General features: G+C 46.8%; 17 protein-coding genes. 13 read left to right on the forward strand and 4 right to left on the reverse strand.

The genetic code is table 11. The features are described 5' to 3' along the window. The first annotated feature begins 53 nt into the window (after positions 1 to 53). Entirely contained in the window at positions 54 to 1,070 is a 1,017-nt protein-coding gene (locus tag R7D93_RS03000; protein ID WP_005374772.1) for a nuclear transport factor 2 family protein, read from the forward strand. Positions 1,071 to 1,247: 177 nt separating this feature from the next. Beyond that, entirely contained in the window at positions 1,248 to 2,333 is a 1,086-nt protein-coding gene (locus R7D93_RS03005) for a porin (protein WP_017634480.1), read from the forward strand. 69 nt (positions 2,334 to 2,402) lie between these two features. On the opposite strand, the gene R7D93_RS03010 is transcribed toward R7D93_RS03005, so the two are convergent. From R7D93_RS03010 to hisD, 4 genes are all read right to left on the reverse strand, one after another. Then, positions 2,403 to 3,116 (reverse strand): alpha/beta fold hydrolase, encoded by a 714-nt coding sequence (locus tag R7D93_RS03010; RefSeq protein ID WP_047102419.1) that lies wholly within the window; start codon positions 3,114 to 3,116, stop codon positions 2,403 to 2,405. 1 nt (position 3,117) lies between these two features. Beyond that, positions 3,118 to 4,122, reverse strand: a complete 1,005-nt coding sequence (locus R7D93_RS03015) for a cupin domain-containing protein (protein ID WP_213867921.1) — start codon at positions 4,120 to 4,122, stop codon at positions 3,118 to 3,120. A gap of 83 nt (positions 4,123 to 4,205) precedes the next feature. Then, a complete protein-coding gene (locus R7D93_RS03020; RefSeq protein WP_017634483.1) occupies positions 4,206 to 4,940 on the reverse strand; it encodes an SDR family NAD(P)-dependent oxidoreductase in 735 nt (244 codons plus the stop codon). Position 4,941: 1 nt separating this feature from the next. After that, positions 4,942 to 6,234, reverse strand: a complete 1,293-nt coding sequence (gene hisD / locus R7D93_RS03025; RefSeq protein ID WP_213867922.1) for a histidinol dehydrogenase — start codon at positions 6,232 to 6,234, stop codon at positions 4,942 to 4,944. 289 nt (positions 6,235 to 6,523) lie between these two features. On the opposite strand from hisD, the gene R7D93_RS03030 reads away from it, so the two are divergent. From R7D93_RS03030 to R7D93_RS03080, 11 genes are all read left to right on the forward strand, one after another. Beyond that, positions 6,524 to 7,273, forward strand: a complete 750-nt coding sequence (locus R7D93_RS03030; RefSeq protein ID WP_213867923.1) for an HpcH/HpaI aldolase family protein — start codon at positions 6,524 to 6,526, stop codon at positions 7,271 to 7,273. 150 nt (positions 7,274 to 7,423) lie between these two features. After that, positions 7,424 to 8,380 (forward strand): LacI family DNA-binding transcriptional regulator, encoded by a 957-nt coding sequence (locus R7D93_RS03035; protein ID WP_025768661.1) that lies wholly within the window; start codon positions 7,424 to 7,426, stop codon positions 8,378 to 8,380. A gap of 267 nt (positions 8,381 to 8,647) precedes the next feature. Continuing rightward, positions 8,648 to 9,643, forward strand: a complete 996-nt coding sequence (locus R7D93_RS03040) for a TRAP transporter substrate-binding protein (RefSeq protein ID WP_167415827.1) — start codon at positions 8,648 to 8,650, stop codon at positions 9,641 to 9,643. 58 nt (positions 9,644 to 9,701) lie between these two features. Then, the gene (locus R7D93_RS03045) at positions 9,702 to 10,265 is read left to right on the forward strand and encodes a TRAP transporter small permease (RefSeq protein ID WP_167415826.1); all 564 of its coding nucleotides are present in this window, start codon (positions 9,702 to 9,704) and stop codon (positions 10,263 to 10,265) included. Continuing rightward, positions 10,262 to 11,542, forward strand: coding sequence for a TRAP transporter large permease (locus R7D93_RS03050; RefSeq protein WP_213986925.1), 1,281 nt, complete (start codon positions 10,262 to 10,264; stop codon positions 11,540 to 11,542). The genes R7D93_RS03045 and R7D93_RS03050 overlap by 4 nt, the downstream gene beginning before the upstream one ends. A 524-nt stretch (positions 11,543 to 12,066) precedes the next feature. After that, positions 12,067 to 13,041, forward strand: a complete 975-nt coding sequence (locus tag R7D93_RS03055) for an ester cyclase (RefSeq protein WP_017820104.1) — start codon at positions 12,067 to 12,069, stop codon at positions 13,039 to 13,041. Between the two features lie 49 nt (positions 13,042 to 13,090). Further along, the gene (locus R7D93_RS03060; RefSeq protein ID WP_225495722.1) at positions 13,091 to 14,086 is read left to right on the forward strand and encodes an ester cyclase; all 996 of its coding nucleotides are present in this window, start codon (positions 13,091 to 13,093) and stop codon (positions 14,084 to 14,086) included. Then, positions 14,079 to 15,812 (forward strand): sodium:solute symporter family transporter, encoded by a 1,734-nt coding sequence (locus R7D93_RS03065; protein WP_005374733.1) that lies wholly within the window; start codon positions 14,079 to 14,081, stop codon positions 15,810 to 15,812. Before R7D93_RS03060 ends, R7D93_RS03065 begins: the two co-directional genes overlap by 8 nt. 217 nt (positions 15,813 to 16,029) lie before the next feature. Continuing rightward, positions 16,030 to 17,037 (forward strand): LacI family DNA-binding transcriptional regulator, encoded by a 1,008-nt coding sequence (locus tag R7D93_RS03070; RefSeq protein WP_005374731.1) that lies wholly within the window; start codon positions 16,030 to 16,032, stop codon positions 17,035 to 17,037. 145 nt (positions 17,038 to 17,182) lie between these two features. Next, positions 17,183 to 17,827, forward strand: a complete 645-nt coding sequence (locus R7D93_RS03075) for a recombinase family protein (protein WP_053350170.1) — start codon at positions 17,183 to 17,185, stop codon at positions 17,825 to 17,827. Beyond that, positions 17,824 to 19,008 carry a multidrug effflux MFS transporter gene (locus R7D93_RS03080; RefSeq protein WP_225495724.1) on the forward strand — a complete coding sequence of 395 codons (1,185 nt, stop codon included), beginning with the start codon at positions 17,824 to 17,826 and terminating at the stop codon, positions 19,006 to 19,008. The genes R7D93_RS03075 and R7D93_RS03080 overlap by 4 nt, the downstream gene beginning before the upstream one ends. The last annotated feature ends 21 nt before the right edge of the window (positions 19,009 to 19,029 follow it).

Raw genomic sequence — 19,029 nt, forward strand, 5'->3', positions numbered from 1 at the left:
AATTTCGAGTCCTGTTCCCAAAGCCGACTCGACAGCAAATAAGAGAGTTTATTATGTCTAAATATCAAGAAGCGAAACGCGTTGTACGTGAATACTTCAGCGCAATGGAAAACGCAACTCACGAGAACGTGGCAGAAGTACTAAAAGCACACACTTCAGAAGATTACCTATGGCGTGGTGTTTACCCATTCCGTGAGCAACAAGGCGCTCAAGCAGCAGCTGACGTTTTCTGGGCTCCTTTGATGAAATCAATGACTCGCATGCAGCGTCGTCAAGACATCTTCATCGGTGGTGAGAACGAAGTAACATCAGGTGAAATCTGGGTAATGAGCATGGGTCACTTCATGGGTCTATTCGACGCTGAATACCTAGGCATGCGCCCAACTGGCAAGATCATGAACATCCGCTACGCAGAATTTAACTGTGTTGAAAACGGCAAGATCACTAAGACTGGCCTATTCCTAGATCTTCTAGGCGCGATGGACCAAGCGGGTTGTTACCCACTACCACCATCAACAGGTAAGCACTTCGTATACCCTGGTCCTCGTAACCACGACGGTCTACTGTTCGAAGACGCAGCACCAGAAGAAGGCGTAGCAACACTAGCACTAGTGAACAAGATGGTTGATGACCTATCTGCACTAAACGACAGCGGCGCTATGGGTTGCCCACCAGAAGTTCTTGAGAAGAGCTGGTCTAAAGACATGATCTGGTACGGTCCATGTGGTATCGGTGCGTCTTACACAATCCCTCGTTACCAACAGCAACACCAATTGCCGTTCCGTAACAATCTGAAAGACAAGAAGTTTAACGGCCACGTATGTCGTTTCGCAGAAGGTAACTTCTCTTGTTTCTTTGGCTGGCCAAACCTATCTAACACGCCAATCGGTGGTTTCCTGGGTATGACAGGTGGTGAAGTACGTGCAGACATGCAAGTGGTTGACGTTTACTACCGTGACGGCGACAAGCTATCTGAGAACTGGGTACTGATCGACCTTCCTTACTGGCTAAAACAGCAAGGTCTAGACGTGTTCGAGCGTACTCAACAGATCCTAAACCCTTCTCTATAAGAAGTCCTAGGGGCGGATTGTCAACCCGCCTTTATGTTGCCTGAATACCCTCTCGGTTCAGGCGACATGCTCCCAACTCGTGCCTCAAGGATGGGGCACAACCTCAAGATAGAACCCTTATTCAAAACGGGCATGAACGCACGGTGGCTTTCTGCGCCCTGAATAATGAGATTGATGATGAAAAAGTCGACCCTTTCTGCAGTGATTCTAGCAGCGCTTACTTCTAGCTCAGCCTTTGCTGCACACACTTTTGTTAATGACGCTGGCGACAGCCTAACCATCGATGGCCGTTTCGATCTTCGCTACCAAGACCGTGGCGGTGATGACAACGGTGAATGGAACAGCGGCAGCTCACGTTTCGGTTTGAAAGGCCAAATGGGCCTAGATAACGGCTGGACTGGTTTCGGTCACGCGGAATGGGGCTACAACTCTGGCGCGAACGGTGACAACATTTACGACCGCTTGCTATACGCAGGTGTTGATCACGAAAAATACGGCAAGATTGCTGCGGGTACTAAGCAGTGGTCTACCTTCTACGACGTAGCATGGTACACCGATTTAGGTCGTGTATTCGGTACTCGTGGCTCAGGTGTTTACAACCTAGCTGACTGGGGTATCGCATCCGGCGCGGGTCGTGCAGAAAACTCAATTACGTACCGTAATTCAATCAATGAAAAAGTGAGCTACGGCTTTACTTACCAAACCACGCGTGAAGATGTTGCTCTAGCAAGCAATGCGACAGCCTCACTGAAAAACGGCATGGGTGCGTCTATCACTTACAAACCCGTTGATGGCGTAACACTGGGTGCGGCTTACCATCAAAATGAAGTTGCGGATCTAGACGCAAGCGTGGTTGGCGTAGAAAACGGCGACAACATGCGCATCATGCTATTGGGCGCAAACTACAGCAACGGTGGCTTCTACGCGGGTGCGACTTTCCACGTTGGCGAAAACTGGGAAGCAGTGAGCCAAGGCGGTACGGACGTAATGTTCGATACCCTAGGTGGCGAAATCTACACTTACTACCACTTCGATAACGGCCTACGCCCAACGTTGAACTACAACTACATGGAAGATCGCGGTGACGAGACACAAGGCTACGAGCGTAACTTGCTGATTCCTGGTCTTGAATACCACTTCCAGAAGAACAAATTCCTAGTTTGGACTGAATACCAGTTCGACCTAGGTAAAGATCAGTACGATGGCAGCAAATTCGAAAACCGTGATGATCAATTCGCGGCAGGTATTCGCTACTACTTCTGATAATACTCATCGCTCACCACCTATACCCAAGTAACCTTAAGGTGGTGAGTGATGAAGTTCTTATCAACACTAAGCAAAGTTATCTTGAAGCCAAGTAGTCATCACTTCACTAATAATTAAAGGCTGCTCAAGCGTAGATAGATGCCCACACTCAGGGATAACATGAAGCGTGACGTTTGGGATGCATCTCTCCATGAGCAGATGATTGTCTAGCGGACAAAGCTTATCTTCTTTACCTGTTATCACCAACGTAGGAGCTTGAATGTCCGCCAATAAAGGTCGAGCATCCGGGCGAGTTGCTAACGCTTTAGCATGTGCTTCAAATGCCTCCAAACCTACATTGATCGCCATGCCTTCTATACGCTCAGTTAACGCTTTGTCTTGCAAACGGGTTGGATGAATCAGCACTGGCATTAGAGTATCAGGCGTAATGCTTTCAAATTCACCACTTAACGCTCGACTAACCAGTGCGTCGCGCTTTTGTGTCACCTCTGGCTTTTCATCCGCCGCGTTGGTGTCCATTAGCACCAAACCTCTGACTCTATCTGGCGCTTGGCGGTACACCTCAAAGGCAAGAATCCCACCCATTGATAAGCCACCCAAGACAAACTCCTGCGGTGCGTCTTGCAACACTCTCTGCGCCAGCTGTTCCATTGACGGCAATGAAGCCAGCGTCGGGCATGAAGGCTCAACCCAACTTGGCAACGCTCGGTTGACTTCCTCAAACAATGTGCCATCACAAAGTAGTCCGGGTAGCCAAACTAACGAGGTGGGTTGTGTCATTTTATTCTCCTGCCAGCGGCTTTGGTTGATCAGACCCAAGAATGCAATACGTCAAACTATTACCACGCAAGTTCGTCAGTGAATAAGACGCACCTTCTGGAACATTCAGCACATCACCGCGTGTTAAAACAACATTAGCTTGTTCGCCTTGATGCGTGAGGACCACCTCTGTATCGCCATCAAAGTTGATAAGTACTTGTTTTTCTTCTCGGCAGTGTTGAGGAATCGAGCCACCTTCAGAAAGCTCATAAGCCATGATGCTCACTTCATCTTCACTCTTTACTTGGAAGTCATAACTCGCCAAAGGGTGACCCGTTAAGGCGTATTGTTTCACGTTGCTTCCGCTGAATTCGCCTTTGATTTCACGATAATCTTTTTGCAGAGCGACAAATGGCATCATCTCTTCTGCGGTGTAGGTATCGAAGGTCGCGAGCTCTTCTTCGGTAAGCAGCGGCATCAATTCTGATTCTTGTGGCACCGGGTCGCCATTAATGGTGTCCACGAGTGTGCCATCGGCTTTGAGGTATAAACCATAACCTTGACTGTCTTTAATAACGTTTGGATGCCAAATAACGCCGCCACCTGAATCGTCGCCGCCAAGTACCGAGAACATAAAGCCGTAATCGCGGCCAACCACTTCAAATCCACGGAAGAGATTGGTTGGAATCGAGATGACGTCACCGTGAGACAACACCGCCTCATGCTCTCCATCGTTCCCCCAATAAAAACGGAACTGACCTTTGAACACCAAGAAAAGCTCAGCGGTGCGATGAGAATGTAACGAATTTTTGATGCCCGGCGGTTGGCCTGCAGCACCAATATTAAAGCCCGCCGTATCGCGAATATGAACATGCTGACGACTGCTCTCTGCCACCCCTGCACCGATAATACAAAAGTTATCTTTGAGATCACTGCCTGGCGTGCGCGCATCAATAAACGCACTCGTACCCGGAATCAGTTCCATGTAGCGGACCAGGTTATTATTCATTTTAGATTGTAGAGTCATTGTAAATCCTTGTTGTCCTTGTTTGGACCTAGCCTTTGAATTGTTAGTTACAAGCCTAAAGTTAGTTACAGACCGAAAGTGTGTTACAGACCTAAAGGTCGCCCACCATCAACCGCGATGGTATTGCCTGTCGAGAAGGTCAAAACTTCTGCTGCGGCGTACACGGCTTGAGCGACTTCTTCGTCATTGGCTAAACGCTTAAGCGGTGTGGATTGTTCTTGTTGATTACGCCATGCGTCATCCAAGCCTTTGACAAACTCAGTGTCGACAAGCCCTGGAGCAACAGCCAGAACTCGAACCTCGGGAGACAGAGCGCGAGCTAAAGAACGGGTCATGTTCTCCGCGGCAGATTTACTTGCACAGTAAGCAATGTTGCTCCCCATCGCAGTCTGTGCCGCGATAGAAGTAATGTTAACCACACAACCATTGGCTTGCTTAAGCCAAGGCTCAAACGCTCGAACCATGGCAAAAGGCGCACGGACGTTCACTTGGAAAATTTGGTCAAACAGCTGGTCATCTAAACTTTGCAAATCAGAGTGCGCGACGAATTTCGTCATCCCCGCACAGTTGACCAACAGATCCAGCTTGTCGCTTATTTCACTGACTTGATATTTAAGCTGTTCAATCGCACTAGAATCTGCCACGTTCAATTTGAATGCTAGATGCTCGTTACGTGGCAGCGAGGAAAGCACATCCTCGGCCGCTTTCTGATTACTGTTGTAAGTCAGAATTACGCGATATCCCGATTCAGCTAGCTTGCGACAAATGGCGGCACCCAGTCCGCCACTGCCGCCTGTGACTAAGGCAAGTTTCGACATATTACGCCTCTTCCACTTTGCCTTTGTAACGGCGTACACGAATATCCGCTTGCTCTTTGTGACCTGCGAAACCTTCGAGTGCACACAAGCGAGAGCAGTACTCACCGACTTTTAGCGACGCAGCTTCCGTTACACGCTGGTAAGTACAGGTCTTGATAAATTTACCTACCCAAAGACCACCGGTGTATCGCGCCGCTTTCTTCGTTGGCAGTGTATGGTTGGTACCAATACATTTATCGCCGTAAGAAACGTTGGTTTCACGACCTAGGAACAAGGCACCGTAGTTGGTCATGTTATCTAGGAAGTATTTAGGATCTTCGGTCATAACTTGAACGTGTTCAGACGCAATATCGTCTGCCACTTCCACCATTTCTTCGTAGCTATCACACACAATCACTTGTCCGTAATCTGCCCACGCTTTACCCGCAACTTCAGCCGTTGGGAGAATGGTTAGCTGACGTTCAATCTCTTTGATGGTCTGTTGCGCAAATGTTTCGCTATTGGTCAACAATACAGCGGGAGAGTTGTAACCATGCTCAGCCTGACCAAGCAAGTCGGCCGCAGCCAATTCCGGGTCACAGCCTTTCTCATCAGCAATGACCAAGGTTTCCGTTGGCCCTGCAAACAAATCGATACCAACGCGACCAAACAACTGACGTTTTGCCTCTGCTACAAATGCGTTACCCGGCCCTACAATCATATCGACTGGCGCAATAGTCTCCGTGCCAAGAGCCATTGCACCTACCGCCTGAACACCACCGAAGCAATAGATTTCATCCGCACCCGCCATTGCCATCGCAGCGACAATCGCCACATTCGGCTGGCCATTAAACGGTGGTGCACAAGCAATAACACGTTTTACGCCCGCGACTTTCGCCGTCAGTACACTCATGTGAGCGGATGCAACCAATGGGTATTTACCGCCAGGGATGTAACAACCCACGCTGTTGACTGGAATATTTTTATGCCCCAGTACCACACCAGGCATGGTTTCTACTTCGACGTCTTTCATTGAGTCACGTTGAATTTGAGCAAAGTTTCGAACTTGTTGCTGAGCGAACTCGATATCATGACGAGTCGATTCATCAAGCGCATCCACACAGGCTTGGATCTGCTCTTCTGACAGGCGGAATTGCTCCGGCGACCAGTTATCAAACTTTTCAGACAACTCACGTACAGCGCTATCACCTTTCGATTCAATATCAGCAAGAATGCTTTCAACAATCTGACGCACTTTTGCGTCGTTTGATGCTGATGCTTCTTCAGTGATTCCGTTTTTTAAAATGCGTGCCATTGGTTTTCTCCTTGAACATTGAGGCTGACGAACGGTTATTTTTATGCTTTTGGATACGAATGCAAAATCAGATTAAACACTTAATTAACATTTGACAAGTTAAGTCAACAAACCACAAAAACATTCCTTAAGCCTTTGTATTTATTAGTTTAAACAAATAAAAGCAAGTAATAAGGACCTTAATTAAGTTTAATTTTTAATCAAAAATGAGTTTCAGATCACATCATTTTTACTCATCATTTACATTTCTACATGTTAGTTTTTGCATACCTTTGCAAAGGAGAGAATCATGAGCAATTTTAAACAACGTCTGAATCAAGAAACGATATTAGGTACATTTGTTAAAACCCCTCACCCTCACATTATCGAAGTATTGGCACTGGCAGAGTTGCCTTTTGTGGTACTGGATGCAGAGCACGCACCTTTCGATCGTTCCTCGCTTGATCTGTGCATCATGGCGGCCAGAGCGAATGACCTCGCGTGCGTGGTACGAGTACAAGACAGCGCCCCTTCAACCATTTTGAACGCGCTTGACTGTGGCGCGGCGGGTGTACAAATTCCCCATGTTTGTACTGCTGAGCAAGCGACGCAACTGGCGAAAATCTGCCATTACGGCGAAGGTGGCCGAGGGTATGCTGGTTCCAGTCGAGCAGCGCAATACGCCACTAAGCCCATGGTTGAACACTTAAAAGACAGCCGTGCGAATACGATTGCCATTGCACAAATTGAAGACCCTCAAGGGGTCGAAAATGTTGAAGCGATTGCCAATGTTGAAGGTATTGATGCGCTCTTCATTGGCCAAGTTGATCTCACTGTCGCTTATGGTGCTGATAGCGTTCATGATGAGAAAGTCGCACAAGCAAGTATGCGAGTAATCGAAGCGGCCAGAGCCGCCAATAAACCTGTTGGCATGTTTGTCGCGACGGCTCAACAAGCTCGGGAATGGCGTGAACTCGGCGTTAGCTTCTTTTGTGTTGGGTCTGAACACAAAATGATCATTGATGGCTTCAAACAAGAGAGAAATGTGATGAATTCTTGAGTTTTCTCTGATATTTACGCCTTATCAATGTAATGCTCTAGACACAGAAATCCCCTAGCCCATACACTCAGCACGTATGAGCAGGTTCAATGGCCTTAAATAAGGAGTATCACCATTAAAGCGAAAGTAACTTCGATCGACGTCGCGAAGATGCTCGGCGTCTCTCAATCGACGGTATCTAGAGCATTCAGCCCGACTGCGAGTATTAGCGAGAAGAAACGCAAAATGGTGATGGATGCCGCAGCTAAGCTCGGATACACACCGAATGCCATCGCCCGAGGTCTGATTTCGAATCGTTCAGGCTTAGTGGCGATTGCGTTAGATAGCGAATCAAACCCAATGTACGACATGCAATCTCGTGCTTTGGCTGTCGAAATTCAAAAGCGAGGCGGACAAGTTGTGCTTTGCCCTATCGACAAGGACGACCTCGATCTCGCCATTTCACGCGCCATTGAATACCAAGTGGACGGACTCGTTATCGCCACCAGCCGTTTAACCTCACGCGCGTTTGCCCAATGCGAAAAGTTTGGCGTTCACTTAAGCTTGATCAACCGCTACGCCGAAGGCATTAATGCCAACAGCTCTGGTATTGATAACCGCTTGGCGGGCCAACAAGCAGCCGAGTATTTAACGCAGAAAGGCGCAAAACAGTGTGCTTACATCAGTGGCGATGCTGGCTCCATGACCAGTGAAGAGCGTTGGCTGGGTTTCTCTTCAAAATTGCAAGAACTCGGCTCCCCGTCACCAACCTTTATCCAAGCCAAGTACAGCTTTGAAGCAGGCTTAGAAGCGGCGAAAGCGATCTTGTCGCACACTAGCAAACCCGATGCGATTTTCTGTGCAAACGACATTTTGGCAATGGGCGTTATGGATGGCTTGCGACAAGCCGGAGCAAAGATCCCCCAAGACTTCTCTGTGATGGGTGTAGATAACATTCCGATGTCTGCATGGCCGAGCTATGATTTGACCACCATTGCTCAACCAGTCGACAAAATTGTTAAACGAGCGGTTGAAGACTTGATGAATCGAATCAACGGCAACCTGGATGCAACTGGCGAATACCTTTTCGAGCAAGGCACCTTGATCGAACGTAGTAGCACCATTTAATAAATCCATTTTTATTCATTCTTCATAAACAAAATGCCTTGCTTTCGAGTAAGGCATTTTCTGTGATCACGATTAAATTTTCACCAATCGTTATTTAATTCCTCATCAATTCATCAATCTTGTTATTGACTTGTTACTTTAATGTTTTATTTTGGATTCGTATGCAAAATGGATATGAATTGCTCAACTAATTTATAAAAACATAAAAAGTTGTGTGACTTGCCGACGAATGCCAATGGCAGGTCATACTAGAAACAAGGAAGAACGATGAAGAAAGCAATCCTTACTTCACTTACCGCACTGGGGCTTGCATTTAGCAGTATGAATACGTTTGCAACCAGTGTTATTCGTCTTGCTCATGACAGTCAAGAAACCTCTCCCGTACACAAAGCAATGCTCTATTTCGAACAAGAAGTGGAAGCTCGCTCAAACGGTGAGATAGAAGTTGAAATCTATCCGGCAAGACAACTAGGCGATGTGCGTGAGACGACTGAACTCGTACAGCAAGGCAACTTACAAATGACGTTTGGTGCGTCAGTTTTACTCTCTCCCTACGTCCCAGAGTTTAACGTGCTCGACGTGTTCTACCTTTTTGATAGCGAAGAGCAAGCACACAAAGCGCTCGACAGTGAGAAGATCGGACAACCATTGTTGAATGCTATGGAATCAAAAGGCTTTCATGGACTTGGCTTTATGGAGGTCGGCTTTCGTAGCGTGACCAACAACAAACAGCCAATTGATAGTATTGAGGACCTGAAAGGGCTAAAGATTCGCTCGGCATCTAACCCCACTCAAATAAGCGCGTGGAAATCTATTGGTACTGCGCCAACACCTCTGTCTTGGGGAGAAATTTTTACCTCGCTCCAACAAGGTCTGATTAACGCTCAAGAAAGCGGCATCTATTCAATTTATGCCGAACGCTTTTATGAAGCGCAGAAATACCTCTCTTTGACTAACCACATTTACACTAACTACGTGCTGTTCATGAACAAATCGTTTTGGGATTCACTGCCTGCAGAGCAACAGGCGCTGATCAGTGAAGTAAGCAAAGAAACCATCGCAAAACAGCGTGAGCTCGCCGCGCAGCAAAACCAAGAAGTAATCAAAGAGCTCGAAGCAAAAGGCATGACGGTTAACATCGTCCCAGACGAGGTACGCAGCATCATGAAAGAGAAAATGAATGCGGCCGTGTACCAGGACTTGCGCAGTAAAACGGGTAAAGACTTGTTTGACAACGTGATTGCCGAGATAGAACGCCTATAACTCCCACTCTTTTGCACGATCTGGCAACAGGTCGTGCTTTCTCGTTTTGGAGGTGAACATGAAGTGGTTTCGCTTACTAGACAAATACCTAGAACCTACCCTTATCGTTATCGCGATCTCGACGATGACAACTTTACTGTGCTTGCAAATCGCACTACGCCTGTTCGATGCAACGATCGCGTGGGCTGAAGAGCTGGTACGTTATTTATTCGTATGGGCGATGTACCTGAGCATCAGCTATTGTATCCGAGATGATCGACACATCCGCATTCGTGTGTTCATCGATAAACTTCCGGGCAATTGGACGCAATTCAGTTTGATTGTTTCTGATCTTATCTACCTTGCCTTTAGTGCCACTGTCGCCTGGTTTGGATTTAAGGTGATCAATCGCAGCCTGCAACTCGGTCAGATTGCACCCGCAATGGAAATTCCTATTGCGTGTTTGTATGCCTCTGTTTTAGTTTGCGCACTATTAAGCTGCGCGCGCCTAGTGACAAGCATTTATCAACGTGTGAACGCGTGCTCCACCAGCAATGAACGAGTTCGCTTTTCTCGCCAACGCTATCGCCATATCAAAGCAAAGTATCGTACTTCTAACCGACTATTGGAGTTTAACGCATGACATCTGCACTTTTGTTTGGCAGCTTTGGTCTGCTTCTGCTCATTGGCGTTCCGGTCGGTATTGCTCTGGCGGCAGCCAGTATGGTCGCGATACTCAGTCTGCCGTTTCTTAACATCGAGTTTTTAGTCCAAGGAATGGTAACAGGGCTCGACTCTTTCCCTCTCCTCGCCGTCGTTCTATTTACCTTGGCAGGTAACCTTATGAGCCAAGGAGGGATCTCAAAACGATTATTACACGTGGCGGAGGTCTTCTTTGGCCACTTTACTGGTGGGCTTGGCATCGTCGCCATTGTGGCGTGCATGTTCTTCGCTTCCATCTCTGGTACGGGGTCTGCCACTGTTGCCGCTATCGGCCTGACGATGATTCCATCTATGGTGAAGAAAGGATACGACCGCAGCTTTGCCGGTGCCTTGATAGCCTCTTCCGGCGGAATTGGGGTCATTATTCCACCCTCTGTGGTGATGATCGTCTACGCGATCACAGCTGAAGTCTCGGTAACTAAGATGTTCATGGCGGGCATCATTCCTGGCTTGGTCGTCGGTATGGTATTGATCGGCTATTGTCTAATTGTCTCAAAAATGCGGAGCTACACAGGTAACGAGCGCAAAGCGACCTGGGCAGAGCGTCTTGCTGCGCTAAAAGAAGCCAGCTGGGCAATGCTACTCCCCGTGATCATTCTCGGCGGTATCTATTCTGGCATTTTCACGCCTACCGAATCAGCCGCCATTGGTGTGCTCTATGGCTTGTTCTTTGGCATGTTTGTTTATAAAGAGCTCAAACCAGCGCAAGTGGTGAAAATCATTCTAGAGTCGTCACTGTTAGTTGGCGCTGTGCTCGTCATTGTGGGTGCGTCCGTGACGTTTGGTCGTATATTGACCCTAGAACGTCTACCGACCGAGATTGCTCAGTTCATTCTATCGATTACCGAAAACAAACTTCTGATACTGCTTTGCATCAATGTTCTGTTGTTGCTTGTTGGTACCTTTATGGAAACGCTGGCGGCCATTGTTATTCTCACGCCAATTCTGTTACCCATTACGTCAGCACTCGGCATGGACCCCGTTCATTTTGGGATCGTGATGATCGTGAACTTGGCCATTGGCTTTGTTACGCCTCCTCTGGGTGCCAACCTGTTTATGGCAAGTCAGGTAGGCAAAGTACCGATAGAGTCGCTCTCTAAAGCCATTATGGGCTGGATTGGAGCAATGATAGTGGCCTTGATGTTGATTACCTTTATCCCTGCCATCTCGCTATCGTTGCCTGCGCTTTTATCCTGATCGTTGCACTCATAGAGCGCTTATGACTGTTATAGCCACTAGATAAACACCTTTCTAGTGGCTTATTCGTTATCTACTTCCGATTTAATAAAAAAGCCTTTAAGCATTCGTATGCAAAAGGAAAATTTGAAAGATATAAGGATAATTGACACCAAAATAGCTGAATATTAGCGATAAAGTCTATTTGGGTGCCTTGATCTGCATGATTATCAGTTTTGGCTTAATCATTTGTTTCCATTCAAACAGATCAAAATAAATTAAGCTATTAAAAAACAATAAGATATTAGGAAATTCATACAAAAAACTTTGACCTCCTTTCTTATTAACACGTCTCGATAAGAGATAGCTTCCATCTCACCTGTACTTTTTTAGTTTGTTTTCTGCTCAATTGTTAAAAACCTGATCATCAGCACGCTATTTAAACAATCGAAAAACAATCCATTGACAAAATGGCAACATGATATATTTTGAATACGTAATCAAGACATAATTCAAACATAATTATTCAATTACGGAGGTGATTTATGGCCATGGTTGGCTTCGATGAAAAGTGGCGTGATTTTCCCGACTACATTCTTGGTATCACAAAAGAGATTTGGGAAGACCGAGGTTTAAACACCTTAGAACACTACTACTCTCCCGACATTGTTGTGCGTACTCCACTCTCTATCGTTCAAGGAAACGAAGGGGTGATCAGTGCAACAATGGCGACACTGGCCGAGTTTCCCGATCGCACGCTATATGGCGAAGACGTCATTTGGTCAGGCACCCCGGAACAAGGCATGCTTTCTTCTCATCGAATCATCTCTACTGCAACACACAGTGGCAACGGCTTCTACGGGCAAGCCTCGAACCGCAAACTTCGTTTCCGTATTATCGCAGATTGCCACGCTATCAATAACCAAATCAATGACGAATGGTTGGTTCGCGATCAAGCCGATATCGCGAAGCAACTGGGTATGACGTCAGAAGAGTTTGCACGCCAACAAATCGAATTTGAAGGTGGCGTGGAATCAAGCCCATTTCCGTTCACACCTGAAGTCGACATTCCTGGACCTTATTTGGGCGTAGGCAACGACAACGAATATGGTCAGCGCTATGAAGCAATTCTCAGAAGCCTTATGAATGCCGAGTTCTCTATAGTACCGAAAGAGTACGACCGCGCTTGCATCGGCGAATACACTGGCGGTCAAACTGCCCTATCACACTCGGAAGTCGATCATTTTTGGATGGCACTTCGTGCGTCTTTCCCAAATGCTCAATTTACCGTTCACCATCGTATTGGCCGAGATGACGACATGATGTCACCACGCGCTGCAATTCGATGGTCTTTGCACGGTAAGCATGAGGGATACGGGATGTTTGGTAAGCCTTCAGGAAAAGAGGTTTACATCATGGGGATCAGCCACGCTGAGTTTGGCCCTTGGGGTCTTCGTCGCGAATTCACTTTGTTTGACGAGACCGCAATCTGGAAGCAAATCCTGCTACAGCAAGGCTAACGGCTGACTAAACACTATTTATTAAAATCACAGACAGTAAGGAAGCAACATGTCACTCAACATCATCGAACAGTTCTACCAGAACTACTTCAAAGCCGCAGACATCGAGCAAAAACAAGCCGCTTTGCAAGCTTTGAACCCTGACGTAAAATGGTGCGTGGCGCACCCTGTGAACAATCTTAATGGCCCAGATGCAACCCACAAATCTTTCCTCTCACCACTTGTTAATGCTTTGCCTGACGCCGAGCGCCGACCAATAATTGTGATGCACGGCGAATACGAAGGCCGCACTTGGTACAACTCTACCGGCTACTTTATCGGTACATTTGAACAACCACTGTTTGGCATCCCAGCAACAGGGAAAACACTCTACTTGCGTTACACCGAAATGGTGTGTGTGGAGAACGACCAAATCACCGAATCTTACATGATCCCAGACTTCATCGACGCGATGAATCAAGCAGGCTGCAACCCTCTTCGTAAAAGCTTAGGTCACGATGGCTTGGTTCCTTCTCCTGCAACTTCTAACGGTATTCAACAACCTATTGTGTCTTTGGAAGAAAGTGAAAAGAGCGCCCAGCTGGTTGAAGATATGCTGTCTTGCTTGGGTCGTTTTGATGGCAAAGATCTTTTCTCGATGGATCTTGAAAACTACTGGCACAATGACTTCATGTGGTACGGCCCAGCAGGTATTGGCACGACGCGCGGTGTCAAAGGTTTCCGTAACCACCACCAAGCGCCATTTGTGTTTGCGTTCCCAGATCGAAGTGTCGATATTGAGGTCAATTTTTTGGCCAAAAATGACTACGTATCCACAGGTGGTTGGCCACATATGCATGGTACTCACACTGGTCACAGTGGCTGGCTCGGTCTTGCCCCAACCGGAAAACACATCGAACTTCGCGTTATGGACATTTGGCGACGCGAAGGAGATTTACTGAAAGAAAACTGGGTGGCGATCGACATCGTTCATATCCTGCTGCAACTTGGCTATGACGTGTTTGCACAAATGAAAGAACAGTTAGAAGGACCTAATTATGCATGAGTTTGGCGCACTTAACTGGAGCATCCTTGGTGGATACATAGCCCTAACGCTAGTATTGGGTGCGGTGATTGGTAAGCGAGTAACTTCAGCTAGCCAATTCGCTTTGGGTGATAAGAGCATCCCTTGGTGGGCGATCGGTATTTCTGTCGTTTGTACTTACGTGAGTGCCATGTCGTTCCTTGGCGGGCCAGCTTGGTCTTACAAAGAAGGCCTGTCGGTTATCGCGATTCACCTAAATTATCCGCTGGTGATCTTCTTCATCGTGGCTGTGTTTATGCCGTTTTTCTACAACAACGGTTTAACCTCCATCTACGAGTATCAAGAACGACGCTTCGGTAAGGCTTCACGACTGACTTTGTCGTTTATCTTCCTTATCAAACAAGCATTGAGCTCGGCAGCCGTACTCTACGCGACAGCAATGATTTTAGAGTTCATTACTGGTATCGACGTGATGTACTGCATCATGATCGTCACTGCAATTGCCCTTATCTACACCGTAATGGGCGGTATCGCGGCTGTCATTTGGACCGATGTGATTCAAGCAGTAATCTTATTTATTGGCGCATTCATCATCATTGAAGCCGTTTGGAATGGCATGCCTGCTCCAATGACGGAGGTCATGGCAGAACTCAAAGCGAAAGGAATGACCGATGCCCTACAGACAAGTTTTGACCTAAGCCAAGTAACGACGGTATGGGCTGGCGTTATCGCAATGACGATGTTCCACACCACCGTGTATGGCGGTAACCAGATGATGGTACAACGTTGTATGGCCGCTAAAAACATGGGCGATGCGAAAAAGGCAATGTTGATGATGGGCTACGTGGCCTTCTTTATTTACTTTGTCTTTATCTTGCTTGGCGTCCTGTTCAACGCTTATTACGACGGTAAAGAGTTTGAAAACGGCAATACCATCATTCTTCATTATGCGAGTGAATATGGAATGCCAGGCTTGATGGGCATCATTGCCGCTGCGATTCTGGCGGCAAGTATGTCGAGTCTCGACTCTGCGTTCAACTCAATGGCGACCGTTTCTGTGGCTGACTTTTACAAACGCTTCTACAAGCAAAACGAGTCGGAAGAGCATTACTTGAAGGTATCGCGTTTCTTCACGGTGGCGTGGGCGATTTTGGTCATCATTCCAGCGATCATGTTTGCCACCAGCACAGGCTCGGTACTGGAAGTGCTGAGTAAGGCAGGCTCTTACTTTGTCGGTGCAAGCTTCTGTATGTTTGTCCTTGGGTTCTACTCAAAACACATTACTGAAAAAGGCTTGTTGATTGGCGTTGCTGCTAGCTTCTTGGTGATTTGGTATGTAGCCGTTGCGACCGATATTGCGTGGCCTTGGTATTGCGTGATTGGCGTCCTTGTGAATGCCGTTGTTGCTTACATTGCTAGCCTTCTCCTGACGGGTAAACAAGATGAAATGCATCTTTACACAGTGAAAGGCCAGCAAGCGGAATATGCTCGTCTAAATAAACCAATCAAGGAAGATGGTTGGTATGTCGTTCCCGGCAAAATCGATGCTCCATGTTATGGCTTACTAGTGATGTTTGTATTCTCGATCGTGATGCTTTGGGGGATCAACGCGTTTACCGACAACGCTCCTATGCTGATTAACTTTATGCGTGGCTGCTCTATTCTTGTCGCAACCGCTTGCATCGGATACATGGGGTATTCACTCCTCTCCCCAAAACGTAAAGTTGCAGTCAAACAAGCAAATTAATGTTCTTTACGTAGATACTGTACGTCCAACAAACGGACAGTATCTACGCTCTAGCTCTAGTGCTAGCTCAAAGCAAACCAAATGGGTTAACCCACATTTTGCTTTTTAACACTCCAAAGCCATTATTCTACTTAGGATACCCTGTCAGAACATTTATGAATACGTACCTATTTATGCTAGTCTTATGACCTCAATTACTGGCAACTAAGTTTTATTCATGAAATCAATTAAACACGTAGTCACATCAAAAGATGTGGCAAAGATGGCAGGCGTCTCTCAATCTACTGTATCGCGCGTGTTTGTTCCGGGTAGCTCAGTATCCGAAAAGACCAAGCAAAAAGTCTTTGAAGCGGCTAAAGCCCTTAACTACCGCCCTAACGCCTTTGCACGTAGCCTGACCACAAACGAATCGAAATTGATAGGTTTGGTGTTTCCTGATGCGGATTACCCTATCCATATGAAAACACTGCAATTAATTTCCAGTGAGTTACAGAAAAAAGGTTATTCTGCCGTATTGATTCCATGGCAAGTGGATGAAGAAGAGGGTCACTCAATCCCAAATATCTTCCAGTATCGCGTCGATGGCGTCATTGCCGCTTCCGCAACCTTCAATAAGTCCCTTTATGAAGAATGTGAAGAGTTTAATATCCCAATTGTTCAATACGCACGAGTTGTTGAAGGTACTAGGAGTAGCTACGTTATCAGTGACAACTACGAAGCAGGCCAACAAGCCGCGCAACTTCTGCATAAAAGTGGCGTGAAGAACGCGGTTTATTTGACGGGAGAAGTGCCAACCTTTACGAATGACGAACGCCAAAGCGGCTTCTGCTCTGAATTTGAAGACCTAACCGGCAAGACGCCACGCATCATTGAAGCCAGTTATGACTACGCGAGCTCACTTGATAAAGTCCGTGCCATACTGGCAGACAAAAATCGGCCTGAAGCGGTGTTCTGTGCAACCGATAACCTTGCGATGGCGGTCATGGATATCGCTCGTATAGAATGCGGGTTGAGCATTCCTCAGGACTTACAAGTCATTGGCTTTGATAATATTCCTCAGACAGAATGGTTAAGCTATCAATTAACCACATTCCGCCAGGATTTCCGTCGCCTCGCTCGCGAATGCGTGAAGATCATTGTTGATCAAATTAATACGAAAAACGGCAGCCTAGTAAAAATGATGGTGCCAGTGAAGTTAATCGAGCGACAGACAACAAAAGCTTAAATAGCTATAGCCAGCCATTCGGTTGGCTTTTTTATGTGCCTCTGACTCCCAAACGGCTCATTTAGTGTTGTCAGTATTAATGAACCCATGTATATTTGTGAGCCATTACACTATATGAACCAAACAAAAAAGGCTCATAATCCTTATGACTACGTATCTTTACACTCGCTATTCGCCAAAAAATCGAGCTTACCAAGAGCACCTTAATACTCTAAAAGCTTTTGCGCCCGAAGCTCAGCATTTTGAGGATAAGGTTCGTGGTTGCATGCCTCCAACCGAGAGAGAGGCATTCTTACGACTGCTCGATTCCGTCAGAGCTGGGGATACGATTGTGCTCTGGTGGCTGACCGCATTTGGTCGCGACTTTAGTCAAGCATTGAACACGATAAAAATGCTACTCGATAAAGGGGTAACATTGAAAACCGTATGTGAATCACTAACTTTTGAGCCAGGTTCTGTTCAAACTCAAACACTACTCACAGTGTTATCTGGATATGGGAAAGTGCAGACTGAACATCGCCTGTTTGCCGCAGAGCAAGGGCGACAGGCCATTAAAGAGCAGCCAGAATTATGGAAACAGAAGTTTCGCGGCCGCCCCGCAAACAAAACCAAACACCAACAGATCGCAACGTTACTGCTAGAAGGCTACACATTGCAAAACGTAGCAGAGAAATGCGAAGTCAGTCTATCGACTGTGAAGCGGGTCAAAGCAAAGCTAAATGAAGTGGATGACGAAGGCGGCTTAAGATCACGACGCCAAAAAGGTTGTTTGAATGGAGACCAGTCATGAGTCGCCCAATCAACTTTCATACTATACTACTCGCCTGTCTTATTATTAGCGTTGGCCAGTTGAGCATGGGGCTAGTCATGCCCTCTTTGCCATGGATAGCAAAAGACTTTTCCATCTCCCTCGACCAAGCTCAACTACTTGTGAGTATTTATTTGCTCGGCTTTGGCCCCTCTCAATTTATCTACGGGCCAGTGTCAGATGCTTTAGGACGAAAAAGAGTATTACTTACCGGTTTACTCATCGCGATGTCTGGTCTGCTGATGATTATTTTCTTCAGTGACACATTTACAGGGATGGTGATGGGGCGCTTTTTACAAGGGTTAGGTACAGGATGCTGCGCGGTACTCGCGAGGGCGTCGACTCGAGATAGGTTTAGCGGGGATGAACTCCCAGTGGCAATGTCTTACATCGCCATGGCGGCTTCAATCACGCCACTTATTGCACCTGTGATTGGCGGCTTTATCAACTTCCACTTCGGTTGGAGTATGGTGTTTATTTCTCTGTTGGGCTATGTCTCGCTGGCCTGGGTAATCATCGCCTTTAAGTTCACAGAAACCATCGCAAAACGTTCTGTCATTCCGTCACCCCGAAACATGTTGCTCCAATACAAGAGCTTACTTACGTCTCGTTACTTTATGAGTTTCGCCAGTATCAGTTGGTTAAACTTCAGCTTAATGATTACGACAGTCTCTGTGATGCCATTTATCATGCAAGATCAAATTGGCATGACCTCCGCTCAATACGCGATGTGGGCGCTCATTCCCGCTTTGGGTATGTTATGTGGTACCACGATTTGTAACCGAGTAAGGCCAATTATTGGCAATAAAAAAATGCTGCTTTGCACCCCATTTCTTCACCTCGCTGCCGCAATATGGTTATTTTTCTGCCCTGTTGAGCCTCTATTTCTGATGCTAGGACAGCTATTAATGATCTTGGGTAATGGTATTGCCCTACCTTGTGCACAAGCGATGGTAATGCAACCTTATAAAAAGCAAGCAGGTGCCGCAGCGGCAATGTCTGGTGGTGGACAAATGGTCGTCTCCTCATTGGTCAGCTTAACTCTGGTGCAGCTTGGATTGAGTCAAGCATGGCATCTAGCGATCGTTATCGTAATATTTGCATCGCTTACCTTCACCAACATTCAACGTGGCTTCAGTGCAGAGCAACCTTCAGAACGATAACAAAAAACATACGATTGTCCT

The organism is Vibrio sp. YT-15 (genome assembly GCF_033337445.1).
In the GTDB taxonomy this organism is placed as follows: Bacteria; Pseudomonadota; Gammaproteobacteria; order Enterobacterales; family Vibrionaceae; genus Vibrio; species Vibrio alginolyticus.

What these genes read in the sequence shown, in the direction of transcription:
- R7D93_RS03065 (WP_005374733.1), top strand. Translation starts at nt 14,079, where the DNA reads ATGCATGAGTTTGGCGCACTTAACTGGAGCATCCTTGGTGGATACATA.
- R7D93_RS03075 (WP_053350170.1), top strand. Translation starts at nt 17,183, where the DNA reads ATGACTACGTATCTTTACACTCGCTATTCGCCAAAAAATCGAGCTTAC.
- R7D93_RS03005 (WP_017634480.1), top strand. Translation starts at nt 1,248, where the DNA reads ATGAAAAAGTCGACCCTTTCTGCAGTGATTCTAGCAGCGCTTACTTCT.
- R7D93_RS03000 (WP_005374772.1), top strand. Translation starts at nt 54, where the DNA reads ATGTCTAAATATCAAGAAGCGAAACGCGTTGTACGTGAATACTTCAGC.
- R7D93_RS03010 (WP_047102419.1), bottom strand. Translation starts at nt 3,116, where the DNA reads ATGACACAACCCACCTCGTTAGTTTGGCTACCCGGACTACTTTGTGAT.
- R7D93_RS03055 (WP_017820104.1), top strand. Translation starts at nt 12,067, where the DNA reads ATGGCCATGGTTGGCTTCGATGAAAAGTGGCGTGATTTTCCCGACTAC.
- R7D93_RS03070 (WP_005374731.1), top strand. Translation starts at nt 16,030, where the DNA reads ATGAAATCAATTAAACACGTAGTCACATCAAAAGATGTGGCAAAGATG.
- R7D93_RS03020 (WP_017634483.1), bottom strand. Translation starts at nt 4,940, where the DNA reads ATGTCGAAACTTGCCTTAGTCACAGGCGGCAGTGGCGGACTGGGTGCC.
- R7D93_RS03040 (WP_167415827.1), top strand. Translation starts at nt 8,648, where the DNA reads ATGAAGAAAGCAATCCTTACTTCACTTACCGCACTGGGGCTTGCATTT.
- hisD (WP_213867922.1), bottom strand. Translation starts at nt 6,234, where the DNA reads ATGGCACGCATTTTAAAAAACGGAATCACTGAAGAAGCATCAGCATCA.
- R7D93_RS03050 (WP_213986925.1), top strand. Translation starts at nt 10,262, where the DNA reads ATGACATCTGCACTTTTGTTTGGCAGCTTTGGTCTGCTTCTGCTCATT.
- R7D93_RS03045 (WP_167415826.1), top strand. Translation starts at nt 9,702, where the DNA reads ATGAAGTGGTTTCGCTTACTAGACAAATACCTAGAACCTACCCTTATC.
- R7D93_RS03080 (WP_225495724.1), top strand. Translation starts at nt 17,824, where the DNA reads ATGAGTCGCCCAATCAACTTTCATACTATACTACTCGCCTGTCTTATT.
- R7D93_RS03060 (WP_225495722.1), top strand. Translation starts at nt 13,091, where the DNA reads ATGTCACTCAACATCATCGAACAGTTCTACCAGAACTACTTCAAAGCC.
- R7D93_RS03030 (WP_213867923.1), top strand. Translation starts at nt 6,524, where the DNA reads ATGAGCAATTTTAAACAACGTCTGAATCAAGAAACGATATTAGGTACA.
- R7D93_RS03035 (WP_025768661.1), top strand. Translation starts at nt 7,424, where the DNA reads ATGCTCGGCGTCTCTCAATCGACGGTATCTAGAGCATTCAGCCCGACT.
- R7D93_RS03015 (WP_213867921.1), bottom strand. Translation starts at nt 4,122, where the DNA reads ATGACTCTACAATCTAAAATGAATAATAACCTGGTCCGCTACATGGAA.